Raw genomic sequence first — 14,551 nt, 5'->3', positions numbered from 1 at the left:
TTTATATTATTGCGGTATTTCACTCGTGTACCTGATATCAAAAAAGGAGAACGCGGCATTTTCACCGGGCTTGCCCTGGAAGTTCAATCCGGGCCGCGGACTACGGTCCCACGGTGGAAGGAAGCTGACATTATAGCCCTTTTTACCCGGGGTAAGCTCTTCCCATCCGCCCTGTTGCTTCCAGTATACCCTGCAGGTGAAATCAGGCAGCATGGCCATTTTCAGGTATACGGGGGTATTGGCCGCAGCAATTTTCTGTTCGCCAAGTATATTTTTTTTGCCATCTTTTATCACCCAGAATTCAACGGTGTTATTGCGTACAGCAATACCGGCGGCGGCAGATACATCTCCATAAATAACCAGTCCCTTGCCGGCCTTGTTATTGTTTGTTACTGCCGTACTGATTTCGTAGGCCGTTGCATAAGGGCGCAGGGTAAGCGCTACACCGGCGGGGTGATGGCTGTTGTATGTACCCGATAGCTGCAGCGTTCCATCTTTTTGCCGGTAGTCCGGTGTCATATTCCTGAAATCCCATTGCCAGAAAATTTTCCCGGTTGTTTTGGAAAAATTGTAATGGAGATGAATATTTTCCTTGTTGCTGCCGGTAAGAGGAACAGGGCGCAATTCCGGCCACTGGTCTGGTTTCCACGACAAAGACGCTATCAGCGCTTCCCTGCCGGTGAATACATTGCTGGCTTTATTGTAAGCATGATAAATATAGAAATTATTACCGGCCTGGTCTTGTACAAAGGTGCCATGTCCCGGGCATTTCCAGTTGCCGTTGTCAGTGAGCACAGGATTATCTGCACCCTCTTCCAGGTAAGGGCCGGTGATGGCTTTTGCCCTCGCTACCCGCACCTGGTAACTGCAGGATACACCACAGCAGTTGCCTGCGGAATAAAAAAGATAGTAATAGCCGTCTTTTTTTAAGATGCTTTGCCCTTCCATGCCATTGCGGGCATCATCTTTCAGTAAAGTGAAGGGCTGGCCTTCAAGCGAAAGGCCGTCGCTGGAAAGTTTGCTGCCCAGTATTTCAATAGGCCGGTCATCGAGGCCATAGGCTTTCCAGGTAATATATAACTGCCCGTTGTCATTAAACACAAAGGCGTCGATAGACTCCTTGCCATAGGCTATAATGATACCGTGATCTTTGAAGCCATGATCAGGATAAGAAGAGGTAGCTACGCCTATGCAGGAAATGCCGTCCGATTTTCTTTTGGCGGTATAATAAACGTAGTAGGTATTATTATGAAAGTAATATTCCGGCGCCCAGAAGGAGGCGGTGGTCCAGGAGGGGGCTTTATCAAACAGGAATCCTGTTTGTTCCCACTGCTGCAGGTTGCCCGACCGGAATATCGGGAAATGAGGCCCCCATTCGCTGGAAGTGCCTATGGCATAATAGCTGCTTCCTTTCCTGATAATGGAAGGATCTGCAAAGTCGCCGGGAATATTAGCCCGCACCTGCTGGGCGGTGGAAGGTTGAACACTTGTCAGAAAAGCGAATAAGGCCAGTGCCGGAAGTTTATATCTCATCTTTATTTCATTTATGCAATAGCCGGCTAACGCAGATGGGAAACCGGCGGAAACAAAAATAGAAGGTTAAGCGGATGTTTTTTCGACAAAACATCTCATTCCTTCATTGGAAAGTCTCATTGTGCAGGGAGGAACCGGCCCGCTTTGCCGGCAGCTGCCGTATTTAATTTTTAACATCTCCTTCAGGATTATCCTTTTACGCCGGGATCACAAATTATCTTATTTTATTATTTTTGCCGGGAATCAATTTTTCTTAACCCTGATTGTTGATAGCGCTATGTTCCCATTTTGGAGTGACTATTATTATCTTGTTATTATACTGCAGATTGTATGTGTTGTGCACGTGCTCAGATCGGGCAGGAGCAGGGAGTGGTTATTTTTTATCCTGTTTATACCGGTAATAGGGATAGTGGTGTATTTCATACGGGAAATTTTGCCGGGTATTACCAGCGGTAATATAGGTGAAAACCTGATGCGTGCTATATCTCCCAACGGGCGTATCAGGGAATGGGAGAAGCGGGTACGTATATCCGACACCGTTACCAACAAAATGCAGCTGGCAGATGCTTATGCACAGCAGAAGCAATATGATAAAGCTATAGAACTTACGCTGGAATGCGCCAACAGCTTCTCCAAGGATCCTGGTATTATTTTACAGCTGGCGCGACTGCAGTTCCTGAACGGGCAGTATGCGGCGAGTATTGTAAGCTTCGATAAGCTAAATACCTTTAAGGGCGTGCGGATGAGTAAGGCAGATGATGAACTGATGTATGCGCGGGCGCTGGAAGAAACAATGGAAACGGCCCGGGCGGAGGAAGAATACCAGAAAATAATCCGCGTACATCATTCACTGGAGGCGATGTACTATTACGGGTTGCTGTTAAAGAAACAGGGCAGGAAAAGTGAAGCGCGGGCACAATTTGAGAAAACAGGACAGGAACTTGACCTGCATCCCCGTTATGTGCGGAGAACCATCCGTAAATGGGTATGGTTGTCAAAGAAAGAACTGGCTACATTATAAAGAGGAGGCTCCGGTTGATACCGGAGCCTTTGTCGTATCGCTATAAATTACGGCCCTTTTTGGAGAGGGCGCCTTAAACACAAATCAGCTTTAAAGTACATAGTAAGAGGGTGTTGGCACCTGCTCTTCCTGTGTGATCTCCTGCTCGTGCAACATTTGCCGGAGGTCTTTTTCAATATTCCTGGCAATAGTTGTTACAGGCGTATCTGTAGGTTTATTTTCAAACGGGTCCTGCAGGTTGATCGCCATTTTTTCGATCAGCAGGAAAGACGAGGCAATGGCTACTACCAGCGGTATTTCCATAAAGCCCAGTACATCTATTAAGGCAAACGGCAATAACAGTATAAAGAAGATCACGGTAAAGTGCGTATAAAGACTGTAAGTGGCCGGGAACACGGTGTTTTTAATACGTTCGCATTTTCCCATAGAGTCACAGAGCTTTGTGATAGTCTGGTCCAGGGCAATCTGCTGGTATTGATTGATCCATCCCTGCTCCATGGCATATTTCAGGTCTTTTCCATGTAAAAACAACAGGGCAGCCGGTACGTTGTCATATCTCATCACATAGTTTAATTCCCGTCTTGATAATAATCTGTCTACACCTTTGAGCGGATCTGTCTTACGTAACGATTGTCCCAGGCTATGGCACCATGCTGCCTGTCGCTTTACAAAACGCTCCTGGAAAATAGTGAGGTCTTCCGACTGATAAGTAGCATCCATCAAGCTTAGTACCTGTCTTGTCAGTGAGCGTGAATCATTTACAATGGCCCCCCAGATAGTCCGGGCTTCCCACCAGCGGTCGTACGCCTGGTTCGACCGGAATGCGAGCAATAGCGATAATACCGTTCCCAGCACCATGGGCACCGATATCGGGATCACCATGTTAGTGAAATCGTATTGGTAATAAAGTATATTGATGGCCAGTGAATAAATAGTGACCAGCAGGATCTCTACCTTAATTTTACCAAAAACATATTTTAAGGGGATATTATTCTTGAGTAACATAACCTGTCTTTTATTCTGTTGGCAGCAATAATGCTGAGATGGTAGACCTGTCTACCACGTATTTCCTTCTCTGGAGCTGGATCTTCATCTTTGGATAATTACATTTGCTGATCAGTTTTTCCGGATTATAGCTTCTTTTGGAAGGCGCATTATATTCATGATCAGCAGGCTGGATGATCAGGTCAATATTTTGTGCCAGCAGGAAATTGCGTAATGCAGCACGGGTATTGCCATGAAAGAATTCGATCTTCAGCTGGTTAATGGAAGAAGAATATTTGTTACGGATAATTTCGCAGCCATCCTGGAAGTCAGACGAAATAAGCTCTATATGCCTGCTGTTGCGGGTGTAAGTCATCAGGTCAAACAAAGAGTCCGGCATTTCCAGCGCATGCATTAATATAATGTTAACCTGCTCGCCCGGATGTTGCGCTACAATGTTATGTATATAACTAAGGGAGCGGATGGAGAAGTCTGTTGGTATGAGTATATTTTTCATATCTGGTAGCTTTTATAACAACAAAATTATTGCTGTGAAATAAGTAACCAGTAAGAGCAGCGTTAAAAGGTAGTAAGAATGTGGTAAGAATTTGGTAAGAAAAGCAGTCCCTACAGTGGAAGCTCCACCCTGATCTCGGTTCCGTGGTTTACCTCGCTGTTTACAATGATATCTCCCTTATGCATACGGATAATATTCATGGCCAGCGGCAGCCCGATGCCGTATCCTTTAAAGCGGCCGGTATTGGAGGCGCGGAAGAAGGGGGAGAAGATATAAGGCAGGTCTTCCGGCGGAATACCGATGCCCTGGTCTTTTACGATGATAATATTTTTCTTTTCTGTAGCGGCGAGTGCAATAGACACTGGTTCATTGTTAGAATATTTCACGGCATTCATTACAATGTTGCTGAGGGCCAGTTCCAGCAGCTGTTCATTGCCTGGTATCACCAGTTTTTCTTCTTCTTCCGGGAACAGGCTGTAATCTATTTCTACCTTATTGCCCGGATGCAGTTTATCGATGGTATTTTTTACCGTGAATAAAAGCTCATCGCTGCGGATCTGCCCCCATTCCTGTTTTTTACCATCGAACCCTGTTTGAGCCAGGTGCAGCAGGCTTTTGGTGATATGTTCCAGCCGCCCGGCCTCATGCAGGATATTTTGCAGGGAGTAAATATATTTATCCTGGGTACGTTCTTTATTAAGCGCCAGTTCGGCTTCACCAATAATAGCCGTGAGCGGGGTGCTCAGTTCATGCGAGGCATTGCTCACAAAGTTATTCTGTGTTTCAAAGGCAGTTTCCAGGCGGTCCAGCATATTATTGAAGGTGCCAGCCAGGTCATTGATCTCATCGCCGCTTTCATCTACGTTTAGCCGTAAGTGTAAGTTGCGGGAGCTGATGCTTTTTACCTGCACCATCATTTGCCGGATAGGTTTTAAAATATATTTGGAGAAGAAGATACCGGCGCCCACCAGGATCACGCAGGAGGCTACAGAGCAGATAAGCAGGATTTTACGGAGCCAGCTCAGGTATTCTACGTTGTATTTATTGATAGCAGATACAATAACAATATACAGGCCCTGTTTGCTTTTATATAATACGCCTTCGTAGAAGCGGTCGCCTTCCCGGTAGGTGGCCTTGTTTTCATTCAGTACCTGCTGGTAGAAGGAAGGAGGCAGCGTTAAATGTTCATCCTTATGTATAGTGCCATCGGCGGCTACCTGGAGGAAATATTCTTTTTCAGCAGGCAGTTTTTCCAGGTGCTCTTCCCGGATCTCATTATAGATGACAGAGTCGGACTCGTAATAGGGAAGGGTGGCTTTTGCAGTAAGATAGGCGCGTATTTCCAGCCGTTTGTAGAAATCCTCGAAAGAGTGTTGGTTGGTGAAATAATACACCAGCCCACTCATCATGAGGATCGTGGAAATCGTTAGCCCGGCGAATAACAATAATATCTTAGTGCGTATCTTCATCAGCCTTGTTTTCCCTGATCATGTAACCCAGTCCAACTACAGTATGAATCAGTTCCGCCGGGTTATATTTATTGATTTTTTTCCGGAGATAGTTAATATAAACGTCTACCACTTTGGTGTTCATATTGAACTCGATGCCCCATACCTGCTCCAGTATTTCCAGTCGCGACAGCACCTTCCTCGGATTTTTCAGTAAATATTCCAGCAACCGGTATTCTGTGGCAGTGAGCTGGATATTTTTCCCGTTACGGCTGGCGGCTTTGGTATCTGTATTCAGCTCCAGGTCGGCCATACTGAGTATGGAAGGCGAGGTAACGGGAACGGGTATATCTGTATTGTTTTTTCTCCGCATAAGGCTACGGATGCGGGCTTCCAGCTCCTGCAGCTTAAAGGGCTTAACGAGGTAGTCGTCTGCGCCGCTGTCGAGCCCCATTACTATATTTTCTGTTGTTCCCAATGCGGTAAGCATCAGTATAGGCACTTCCAGCTGTGCTTTACGGATGGAGCGGCATACTTCTATCCCGTTCATGCCGGGCAGCATTACATCGAGTATGATCAGCCGGAACGATGGGTTATTAAGGGCCATCTGCAGCCCGCTGTTGCCGTCGGGGGCTACGCTTACTTCGTAGCCAGCCTCCGAAAGGCCGCGGGTAATAACAGATACTACAGCAGGTTCATCTTCTATCAGTAATAGTTTCATGAACAACAAATATAATCCTATTCAAGGTGGCTTACACAATTAAACAGCTCACATTTCCAGTTTTCATCGGAAAACTGAAGTCTTGTAAAAGAAGTGTTTTTCATGGCGGGAGTAGGATGCATTTGCGGCAGCAGGGCGTCCAGCATCTGGCGGATAAAGCTGCCATGGCTTACCAGCAGGATCTTTTTGCCACTGTTTTCAGAAAGAAGGTCCTGCATAAAGGAAAGTCCTCTTGCGACTACGGCCTCATTGCTTTCCATGCCCAGGTCCATCAGTTTCCAGTTGGCGCCCCAGCGGAGCAGGCGCTCTTCTTCTGTAGTGCCTTCAATAAGGCCGCCGCCGGCTTCCCCGATGCGGCTGTCTTCAATAACGCTTTCTATATGAAGCTCCTGTGCAATAATGGCGGCGGTTTGCCGGGCGCGGAGCAGGTGACTGGAGTAAATGAGGTCCCAGTTTTCGCCACTGAGCCGCTGTCCCAGTTTAAGGGCCTGCGTAATGCCTTCCTCATCCAGCGGGATGTCTGAATGGCCCTGCAGTTTGCCGGCTTTATTCCAGGAGGTGGTACCATGACGGATAATAGCGATCTGGGTCATATTGGGTCTTTTAATCTTTCCGGGGAACAAATATATACAAAACGAAGCGGGGTTAATAGTTAAAAATTCCGGACGTATTCACTGCATTATACCGGTTTACAAGTAATCAGTACCTTTGTTATTATGGAAATGAATATTAATCCCAACGAAGAAAAGCCAGTAAAAAAAGAAGAGGACGTAAAACCGGAGCCTGTTATTCATGACGGTTCAGGAGGCGCATTTGAAAGCACTGAAATGGTAACGGAAGAACGGGAAGAACAGCCCCGCCCGCAAGGCACTCCTTATTGAACCGGAAGGACTCACGTGCCGTTTTAAATCCTTAAATTAGGTGTATCAAAAAAGTCATGCTTATGTTATCCTTGGAAAAAATCAGCGAACTACTTGGCAAGGAAAGCGATACCCTGCTGCAACATGAAAGCAAAACCATCAGCAAAGACCTGCTGCATCTGCCCGGACCGGATACGGTGAACAGCATTTACCGGGCGTCCAGCCGTAACCCGCAGGTATTGCGCAGTTTGGGCCAGCTGTTTGGCCATGGCCGTCTTGGCGGTACGGGCTATATGTCCATCCTCCCGGTAGACCAGGGCGTGGAACACAGCGCCGGTGCATCTTTCGCCAAATACCCCGCCTATTTCGATCCTGAGAATATTGTGAAACTGGCCATAGAAGGCGGTTGCAATGCAGTCGCCTCCACTTTCGGCGTATTGTCGGCAGTATCCCGCAGCTATGCGCACCGCATTCCTTTTATTGTAAAGATCAATCATAACGAACTGCTTACTTATCCCAACCGGGCAGACCAGGTGATGTATGGTACCGTGGAAGAGGCCTGGAACCTGGGCGCGGTAGCCGTGGGCGCCACTATTTATTTTGGCTCCGACCAGTCGGACCGGCAGATCGTGGAAGTATCCCGCGCTTTTGCAAGAGCGCATGAACTGGGCATGGCCACTATTCTCTGGTGTTACCTGCGTAATGATGCTTTTAAGAAAGATGTGGACTATCACCTTGCTGCAGATCTTACCGGGCAGGCTAACCATCTCGGGGTAACTATACAGGCAGATATTATCAAACAGAAACTGCCGGTAGTAAATGGGGGCTACAAAGCGTTGAATACCGGGTCTTCTTCCTATGGAAAATTGGATGAGCGCATTTATACCACGCTTACCTCAGATAACCCGATTGACCTGTGCCGCTACCAGGTAGCCAACTGTTATATGGGACGTATGGGGCTCATTAATTCAGGAGGGGCTTCTGAAGGAGATGCAGATCTGGCGGAAGCTGTACGCACCGCCGTGATCAATAAAAGGGCCGGCGGCGTGGGGCTCATCTCCGGGCGTAAAGCCTTTCAACGCCCGATGGCGGAAGGAGCAGCGCTATTGAACGCCATACAGGATGTATACCTGAACGAACAGATCACCGTCGCTTAACAGGAAGAGTGGAGGGGATTCCCTCCGCTCACCTTACCTGGCCGTTGCCACGTACAAACCATTTTTCCGTTACCAGTTTTTCGAGCGCAAAAGGTCCCCGCGCATGTAGTTTCTGCGTGGAGATCCCTATTTCTGCGCCCAGGCCAAACACGCCACCGTCTGTAAACCGCGTAGAGGCGTTCACGTATACGGCTGCAGCGTCTACCTCGTTGAGAAAGCGCTCGCTGAGAGCGTTGTTCCGGGAAACGATCGCTTCAGAGTGACGGGAAGAATATTGCCGGATATGCGCCAGCGCTGCATCGATGCCGGGCACTACTTTTACGGAACATTTCAGCGAAAGGAATTCCCTGCCGAAATCTTCCGGTTGCGCCGCAAAAAGATGCGGGTAATTATTTTTCTGCAGTATATCAAAGGCTAACGGGTCCGCATATACGTCTACGCCATAAGGCTGCAGCTGCGGCGCCAGCAGGGCCAGGAAATCAGCGGCCACGGCCTCGTCTACCAGCACTGTATCAAGTGAATTGCAAACCGACGGGCGGGACACTTTCGCATTGGTAACAATGGCGGCGGCCTGTGGAAGATCGGCGGTTTTTTCCACGTAGGTATGGCATACCCCTGCACCGGTTTCAATGACCGGCACCCGTGAGTTGGTGCGCACAAATTCAATCAGTTGCTCAGAGCCACGAGGTATAATAATGTCGATATATTTTACGGCAGTAAGCATTTCCATTACCAGGCTGCGGTCTGCAGGCAGCAGCTGCACGGCATGTTCATCTACTTCAAATTGTTTTAATACTTCCTGTATCAGTGATACAAGGATGGTATTCGTATAAAAGGCATCGGTACCGCCACGCAGCACGCATACGTTGCCGGAGCGGATACAGAGCGCAGCTACATCTACCGTTACATTGGGCCTGGATTCATAGATCACGCCCACCACGCCCAGGGGCACGGTTTTCTTTTGTACCAGCAGGCCATTGTCAAGCGTTCTTTCCAGTACCAGTACATTCGCAGGATCCGGCAGGCCGGCAATATCTTCCAGGCTGGAGGCCAGGTCGCGGATCCTTGCTGCGTTGAGCAGCAACCGGTCCTTTTTGGGATCATCGTCCGCCATGCGGTCAAGGTCCTTTTTATTTTCTGCGATGATATCTTCCGAGCGGATCAGGATCACGGAGGCCAGTTTGCGCAGCAACGCCTGTTTCTGTGCATCCGGGAGGGTACGGATGGAAACGCCCGACTGCTGTGCTTTTTCCAGTAAAGGTTGTATAGTTTGCATGGTATTTTTCTTTATAACAGCACAATATCATCGGCGTGGGCCACTTCAATATTCTGTGCCTTGGGTTGGGTATCGAGCAGGTCTGAAGCAATCTTGGCCCGGCCTACCGCGATGGCAACATTTTCTTCATTCACAATCTCGATCACTTCCCCGCATTCAAATTTCTCTAATACAGCGTGCACACCCACCGCAAGCAGGCTATGGCGTTTTTCCAGCGCCCGCTGTGCGCCCGCGTCTACCTGTATCCTGCCGGTAACCAGGCTACCGCTGGCCAGCCATTTTTTCCTGGCCGGCATGCTGCAGGGCTGTGGCAGGCACAAGGTACCTGTTTTGCCTGCAATGGCGTTGAGGATACCGTCTTCTGTGCGGATCCCGAAAATAACCACCCTGATGCCCATCCTGGTGGCCAGGCGGGCAAAGGTAAGCTTGGATACCATGCCGCCTAAACCGAGGGCTGATTTCTCTTTATCGGCCAGTCCAAGCGCTGCTTTGTCAATCACATCTATCTGTGGCACTACCTGCCCGGTCCTGTCCAGTACGCCGGCAACAGAGGTGCTGAACAGCAGCAGCGATGCGCCAAAGCCTACGGCAATGAGCGTGGCCAGTTCATCGTTGTCCGAAAATTTCAGCTCAAGACTGCTCACCACATCATTTTCATTGGCAATGGGAATGATGTTGCTGGCCCATAGTTCTTCGTAAGTACGTTTTAGCTGGAGGAACTGGTTCCTGTCGGAAAAATGCTGGCGTTCACAAAGACTCTGCGCTACGGCAATGCTATATGGTGCGAAATAACGGCTGTATTTATTCAGCAGCAGCGGGTTACCCACTGCGGCTGCGGCTTTCCGCTCGCTGATGGTGCCGTTGTATTGGCGAAGGAACTGTTTTCCTGCGGCCACAGCCCCGGACGATACCAGCACAATATGATAATCTGCATGTAATTCTGCCACCTGCCGCGCTATGCCGGCAATCACGGTTTCGTCGAGGTCACCGTTCTGATGAGTGATCGACGCTGTCCCAAATTTTATAACTAATATCGGTTTACTCAATTTCTGCGCTATTTGGCGCCTAAAATAATATTAAGGCGGCGAAATTCTAAATGCATAATCCGGAAAAGCCTTTAATTTGGCTTTTGCATTGATTAAACCCGCTATATGATAAAGCACGTTGCCATGTTTATAACGGCCACTGTGGCCGCTTCTGTTGTATATCTCCCAATGGCCAAAGGCCAGCAGGCACTCCGTCAGCAAATTGCAGGCATCGCCGGAAATATCCAGGGAAAAGTGGGGGTATATGCCGAAATCCTGGAAACAAAGGATACGGTTTCGTTTAACCGCGACGGGCATTTCCCTATGCAAAGCGTGTACAAATTCCCGATCGCGATGGCTATGCTCCACCAGGTAGACCAACACCGGTTCCGCCTGGATCAGTCCATTCATGTTGCTAAAAGCGACCTGATACCCCGGGAAGGGGCCAGCCTGATCCGGGATCTGCATCCTGAAGGAAATTTCGATATGCCATTATCAGCACTGATCAGTCATAATATCCGCGCCAGCGATGGCAGCGCCTGTGATGTATTGTTACGTTTACTGGGTGGTACTGCCAAAGCAGATGCGTATGTGCATAGCCTCGGTGTGAAAGAGATCACTATTGCCACTACTGAACAGGTGCAGGTGCCCAGTGAAATGATCCAGTATAAGAACTGGGCCACGCCTATGGCTATGACACAGCTGCTGAAAATATTTTACCAGGAGCCGGTATTGTCCGATAGCAGCAAAAAATATTTAATGGATCTTATGATCACTTCAAAGCCCGGCGCCAGGAGACTGAAAGGATTATTGCCCGCAGGCACCGTGGTGGCGCATAAAACCGGCACTTCCGGTACCAGGAACGGGTTAACCCGCGCTACCAATGATGTGGGGATCATCACATTGCCAAATGGCCGTCACCTGGCTATTACCGTATTTGTAGCTGATTCGAAAGCCAGTGAAGAAGAGCGGGAAGGAACCATTGCTAAAATCGCGAAAGCGGCGTATGATCATTGGAGCAAATAAAAAAAGCAGGCAGTTTCAACCATGAAACTGCCTGCTGAAAATTACTTCATGTATTTCTTATACTCGTTTTCAATATCCATGATATCTACTTTATGGAGTTGGTCGCCATCAAATAGCCACATTTCCCAATTGTATTTTACATCGCTGAGATTCAATGTGGTGGCGTCTCCTTTGGCAGAACGGAAACTGATCTTTCCACCTGCGGGCTCAATGATCTTTACGCCTTTTTCTTCCAGGAACGCACGTGCATCTGTCATGTAGTTCTGGTAATCGTCATTGATGGTATAAAAGGCTTCTTCCCCGTTATCTTTTTTCAGATGTTCCAGCTGGATACTGTCGGGTGTATGTAATACAGCGCAGCGATGTGTGATCTGGCTGGCGCTTGCGGCAACGGTTTGTACCGGCGGCGCGGCATCTGTGGAAACTTTCTCCTCCGGTGTTTTACTTTCGTGACAGGCAGCGAAAGTAAGGAGCGTTACAGGTAAGATAAGGTACTTTTTCATGGTTTTCATAGCAATAGTTTGGCATATCCCTTACACTTACAGTAGTGCAGGTGCATAAAGATAGTATAAAATATACCGGATGCAATTATGATGGTATGTCCGTACATGGGTGGAAAACGGGTCTCAAAAAAAAATTCATCGAAATATTTCGATATTTAAAAAATAGTATTACTTTTGTTCTATGGATTTAGCAGTTATAGAAAAAGCAGCAAATGCCATCGCTGACAAACATCGATTATCTATTATAATGGAGGTTGTTAAGAAGGAAAAGCTGATTTGTGGTGATGTATGTGGGTTTACATGTTTGTCGCAACCTACGGTGTCGCATCATGTGAAGATCCTGGTTGATAGCGGAGTGCTGCATTCCGTAAAAAATGGAAGATCACTGGAGCTCACGCTCAATAAAGAGATGATGAAACAGTTATCGATGTTCTTTTTACAGTTGAGTTAGTAAAGTACAAAAGGGCTGAGGTGCTACCGGGCGGGTAACCAACAGCTTTTTTTATACTTTTATATATTGATACTTTTAAATTAATTGATTAATGGAGAGATATTTTCTCTTTTTTTTGAAAGTAAAACATTGATAAACTTAAATAAATCAATAGGATGGATCAGTTACAAAATAAAACAGCTGTCATCACGGGCGGTAACAGCGGTATAGGATATGCAACAGCAGCAGATTTTCTGGCAAAGGGAGCAAAGGTATTAATTACAGGACGCAAGCCGGAGGCCGTACAGCAGGCCGCAGCAGCGTTGGGAAAGGCAGATAGCTTTATTGCAGACCAGGGCAGGATTGAAGATTCACAGAAACTGGCGGAGTATGTACGTGACCGTTATGGTAAAATAGATATCCTGTTTGTAAACGCGGGAGTAGCGGCCATGGAGCCATTTACCAATGTAACGGAAGCTTCCTTTGATACGGTAATGGACATTAACCTGAAGGGCGCTTTCTTCACTGTGCAGCACCTGCTGCCACTGATCAACGATGGTGGTACCATCATTTTACTGTCGTCTGTAAATGCATACGCAGGTATGCCCGGGGCATCGGTATACAGCGCCAGCAAAGCGGGGCTTAACTCGCTGGGGCGTACTTTATCAAGAGAACTGGCTTCCAGGAAAATCAGGGTGAATATTGTAAACCCCGGACCGGTGGCTACGCCAATCCTTGAAAAGGCGGGTATTCCAAAAGAAGCGATCAATGAAGAACAACTGGCCAAAGCATTGCCGATAGGCAGGATAGGGCAGCCGGAAGAAATTGCCAAACTGGTTTCTTTCCTGGCATCAGACGACGCATCTTTTATCACAGGTGCAGAGTACAATATCGATGGAGGAATCATTACGCATCCGTTAATCGGTTAACCCTTTCAAACAAACATCATTCATGTCATCTCTGAAAGATAAAATAATTGTTATCACTGGTGGTAACAGCGGAATAGGATACACAACAGCAAAGGCATTTCTGGCAAAGGGAGCAAAGGTTTTGATAACAGGTCGTCAGCCTGGTGCGGTACAAAAGGCCGTACACGCACTGGGCCACCCTGCAGAAGGTTTTAAAGCAGATCAGTCGGACATGAATGATATAAGGCGCCTGTATGAATACCTGCAGGGCCGTTTCGGAAAAATAGATTCCTTATTTGTAAATGCTGGTGTGGCGAAATTAGCGCCGTTTGAAACGGTAACAGAGGCACAATACGATGAATTAATGAACATTAACTTCAAAGGTGCTTATTTCACCATACAGCAATTACTTCCCATCATTAACGAGGGCGGTTCTATCACACTGTTGTCTGCATTGAACGCATATACAGGCACACCCAATGCCGCCGTATTATCGGCCAGCAAGGCAGCGCTGAACTCATTGGGCAGAACATTATCGAGGGAACTGGCGGGCAAACGGATACGGGTAAACACGGTAAACCCGGGGATCATCAGTACGCCGCTGCTGGAAAAAGCAGGGTTGCCGGATGAGGCGAGGGCACATCTCAGTAACCTCACGCCCCTGGGCAGGTTAGGACAACCGGAAGATATTGCCAGCCTGGTCACTTTCCTGGCATCAGACGATGCCTCATTTATTACAGGTGCAGAATATAATGTAGACGGCGGCCTTATGGTACACCCGTTGATCGCTTAATAAATGATCCTGGCGTTGCAGTGTGCAGCATTGTGCAAATGCTGCACCGGCAGCAAGGACGCGAGTTTTGTCTGACTCAGGATGATGATGATTATACTGATTTCGCTGATTTTATTTTTTGGGATTTTATAGATGATAGTAAGGATTTTGGAAGATATAAGCAGGCATTGTCTTCCCCAAAGTAGATGCTTTAGGTAAGCTAAAATATCCGCTTATATCTCCCCAAATCTTTAAAATCAAAAATGATCAAATCAGTGTAATCAGCAAAATCATCATCATCCTGAGTCAGACAAAATCCTAAAAAGATCTTTGTTGATTTACAGTTAACGGTTGTTTAGGATGTTTGCAA

The 14,551-nt window shown here is 47.5% G+C and carries 16 protein-coding genes; 7 read left to right on the top strand and 9 right to left on the bottom strand.

Annotated features, from left to right (window positions below; genetic code table 11):
* Positions 1–6: 6 nt before the first annotated feature.
* Positions 7–1,533: a glycoside hydrolase family 43 protein gene (locus VIM72_RS22760; RefSeq protein ID WP_332005118.1), complete on the bottom strand. Its 1,527-nt coding sequence runs from the start codon at positions 1,531–1,533 to the stop codon at positions 7–9.
* 337 nt (positions 1,534–1,870) lie between these two features.
* Between VIM72_RS22760 and VIM72_RS22755 the strand changes: the two genes are divergently transcribed.
* Positions 1,871–2,554, top strand: coding sequence for a tetratricopeptide repeat protein (locus VIM72_RS22755; protein WP_332005117.1), 684 nt, complete (start codon positions 1,871–1,873; stop codon positions 2,552–2,554).
* Between the two features lie 90 nt (positions 2,555–2,644).
* Here VIM72_RS22755 and VIM72_RS22750 read toward each other — a convergent pair whose 3' ends face one another.
* From VIM72_RS22750 to VIM72_RS22730, 5 genes are all read right to left on the bottom strand, one after another.
* Positions 2,645–3,559, bottom strand: a complete 915-nt coding sequence (locus VIM72_RS22750) for a bestrophin family protein (protein WP_332005116.1) — start codon at positions 3,557–3,559, stop codon at positions 2,645–2,647.
* Between the two features lie 10 nt (positions 3,560–3,569).
* Positions 3,570–4,055 (bottom strand): hypothetical protein, encoded by a 486-nt coding sequence (locus VIM72_RS22745; protein WP_332005115.1) that lies wholly within the window; start codon positions 4,053–4,055, stop codon positions 3,570–3,572.
* Positions 4,056–4,165: 110 nt separating this feature from the next.
* Positions 4,166–5,524: a HAMP domain-containing sensor histidine kinase gene (locus VIM72_RS22740; protein WP_332005114.1), complete on the bottom strand. Its 1,359-nt coding sequence runs from the start codon at positions 5,522–5,524 to the stop codon at positions 4,166–4,168.
* Complete coding sequence (locus VIM72_RS22735; protein WP_332005113.1) at positions 5,508–6,224, bottom strand: response regulator transcription factor; 717 nt, start codon at positions 6,222–6,224, stop codon at positions 5,508–5,510. The genes VIM72_RS22740 and VIM72_RS22735 overlap by 17 nt, the downstream gene beginning before the upstream one ends.
* A gap of 17 nt (positions 6,225–6,241) precedes the next feature.
* Positions 6,242–6,817, bottom strand: coding sequence for a histidine phosphatase family protein (locus VIM72_RS22730; RefSeq protein WP_332005112.1), 576 nt, complete (start codon positions 6,815–6,817; stop codon positions 6,242–6,244).
* A gap of 123 nt (positions 6,818–6,940) precedes the next feature.
* On the opposite strand from VIM72_RS22730, the gene VIM72_RS22725 reads away from it, so the two are divergent.
* Positions 6,941–7,105, top strand: coding sequence for a hypothetical protein (locus tag VIM72_RS22725; RefSeq protein ID WP_332005111.1), 165 nt, complete (start codon positions 6,941–6,943; stop codon positions 7,103–7,105).
* Positions 7,106–7,167: 62 nt separating this feature from the next.
* Positions 7,168–8,241, top strand: a complete 1,074-nt coding sequence (locus tag VIM72_RS22720; RefSeq protein ID WP_332005110.1) for a class I fructose-bisphosphate aldolase — start codon at positions 7,168–7,170, stop codon at positions 8,239–8,241.
* A 28-nt stretch (positions 8,242–8,269) separates the two neighbouring features.
* Here VIM72_RS22720 and VIM72_RS22715 read toward each other — a convergent pair whose 3' ends face one another.
* Both VIM72_RS22715 and proB read right to left on the bottom strand, forming a co-directional pair.
* Entirely contained in the window at positions 8,270–9,517 is a 1,248-nt protein-coding gene (locus tag VIM72_RS22715; protein WP_332005109.1) for a glutamate-5-semialdehyde dehydrogenase, read from the bottom strand.
* Positions 9,518–9,528: 11 nt separating this feature from the next.
* The gene (gene proB, locus VIM72_RS22710) at positions 9,529–10,563 is read right to left on the bottom strand and encodes a glutamate 5-kinase (RefSeq protein ID WP_332005108.1); all 1,035 of its coding nucleotides are present in this window, start codon (positions 10,561–10,563) and stop codon (positions 9,529–9,531) included.
* 105 nt (positions 10,564–10,668) lie between these two features.
* Between proB and bla the strand changes: the two genes are divergently transcribed.
* Positions 10,669–11,568: a class A beta-lactamase gene (gene bla, locus VIM72_RS22705; protein WP_332005107.1), complete on the top strand. Its 900-nt coding sequence runs from the start codon at positions 10,669–10,671 to the stop codon at positions 11,566–11,568.
* Positions 11,569–11,609: 41 nt separating this feature from the next.
* Here bla and VIM72_RS22700 read toward each other — a convergent pair whose 3' ends face one another.
* Complete coding sequence (locus VIM72_RS22700; protein WP_332005106.1) at positions 11,610–12,080, bottom strand: hypothetical protein; 471 nt, start codon at positions 12,078–12,080, stop codon at positions 11,610–11,612.
* 172 nt (positions 12,081–12,252) lie between these two features.
* Here VIM72_RS22700 and VIM72_RS22695 point away from each other — a divergent pair, with 172 nt between their 5' ends.
* The 3 genes from VIM72_RS22695 (at position 12,253) to VIM72_RS22685 (ending at position 14,202) form a co-directional block, all read left to right on the top strand.
* On the top strand, positions 12,253–12,522 hold the full coding sequence (locus VIM72_RS22695; protein ID WP_332005105.1) for an ArsR/SmtB family transcription factor: 270 nt from the start codon (positions 12,253–12,255) through the stop codon (positions 12,520–12,522).
* A gap of 155 nt (positions 12,523–12,677) precedes the next feature.
* Entirely contained in the window at positions 12,678–13,430 is a 753-nt protein-coding gene (locus tag VIM72_RS22690; protein ID WP_332005104.1) for a glucose 1-dehydrogenase, read from the top strand.
* Between the two features lie 22 nt (positions 13,431–13,452).
* Positions 13,453–14,202: a glucose 1-dehydrogenase gene (locus VIM72_RS22685; protein ID WP_332005103.1), complete on the top strand. Its 750-nt coding sequence runs from the start codon at positions 13,453–13,455 to the stop codon at positions 14,200–14,202.
* The last annotated feature ends 349 nt before the right edge of the window (positions 14,203–14,551 follow it).

It is taken from the genome of Chitinophaga sp. (assembly GCF_036569185.1).
Taxonomy (GTDB): domain Bacteria; phylum Bacteroidota; class Bacteroidia; order Chitinophagales; family Chitinophagaceae; genus Chitinophaga.
The sequence above is the reverse complement of the archived record's forward strand: the minus strand, read 5'-3'. Positions and strand labels throughout refer to the sequence as shown.

Coding starts and splice junctions, on each gene's coding strand:
- VIM72_RS22760 (WP_332005118.1), bottom strand. CDS start 1,533: ATGAGATATAAACTTCCGGCACTGGCCTTATTCGCTTTTCTGACAAGT.
- VIM72_RS22750 (WP_332005116.1), bottom strand. CDS start 3,559: ATGTTACTCAAGAATAATATCCCCTTAAAATATGTTTTTGGTAAAATT.
- VIM72_RS22745 (WP_332005115.1), bottom strand. CDS start 4,055: ATGAAAAATATACTCATACCAACAGACTTCTCCATCCGCTCCCTTAGT.
- VIM72_RS22740 (WP_332005114.1), bottom strand. CDS start 5,524: ATGAAGATACGCACTAAGATATTATTGTTATTCGCCGGGCTAACGATT.
- VIM72_RS22735 (WP_332005113.1), bottom strand. CDS start 6,224: ATGAAACTATTACTGATAGAAGATGAACCTGCTGTAGTATCTGTTATT.
- VIM72_RS22730 (WP_332005112.1), bottom strand. CDS start 6,817: ATGACCCAGATCGCTATTATCCGTCATGGTACCACCTCCTGGAATAAA.
- VIM72_RS22725 (WP_332005111.1), top strand. CDS start 6,941: ATGGAAATGAATATTAATCCCAACGAAGAAAAGCCAGTAAAAAAAGAA.
- VIM72_RS22720 (WP_332005110.1), top strand. CDS start 7,168: ATGTTATCCTTGGAAAAAATCAGCGAACTACTTGGCAAGGAAAGCGAT.
- VIM72_RS22715 (WP_332005109.1), bottom strand. CDS start 9,517: ATGCAAACTATACAACCTTTACTGGAAAAAGCACAGCAGTCGGGCGTT.
- bla (WP_332005107.1), top strand. CDS start 10,669: ATGATAAAGCACGTTGCCATGTTTATAACGGCCACTGTGGCCGCTTCT.
- VIM72_RS22700 (WP_332005106.1), bottom strand. CDS start 12,080: ATGAAAACCATGAAAAAGTACCTTATCTTACCTGTAACGCTCCTTACT.
- VIM72_RS22695 (WP_332005105.1), top strand. CDS start 12,253: ATGGATTTAGCAGTTATAGAAAAAGCAGCAAATGCCATCGCTGACAAA.
- VIM72_RS22690 (WP_332005104.1), top strand. CDS start 12,678: ATGGATCAGTTACAAAATAAAACAGCTGTCATCACGGGCGGTAACAGC.
- VIM72_RS22685 (WP_332005103.1), top strand. CDS start 13,453: ATGTCATCTCTGAAAGATAAAATAATTGTTATCACTGGTGGTAACAGC.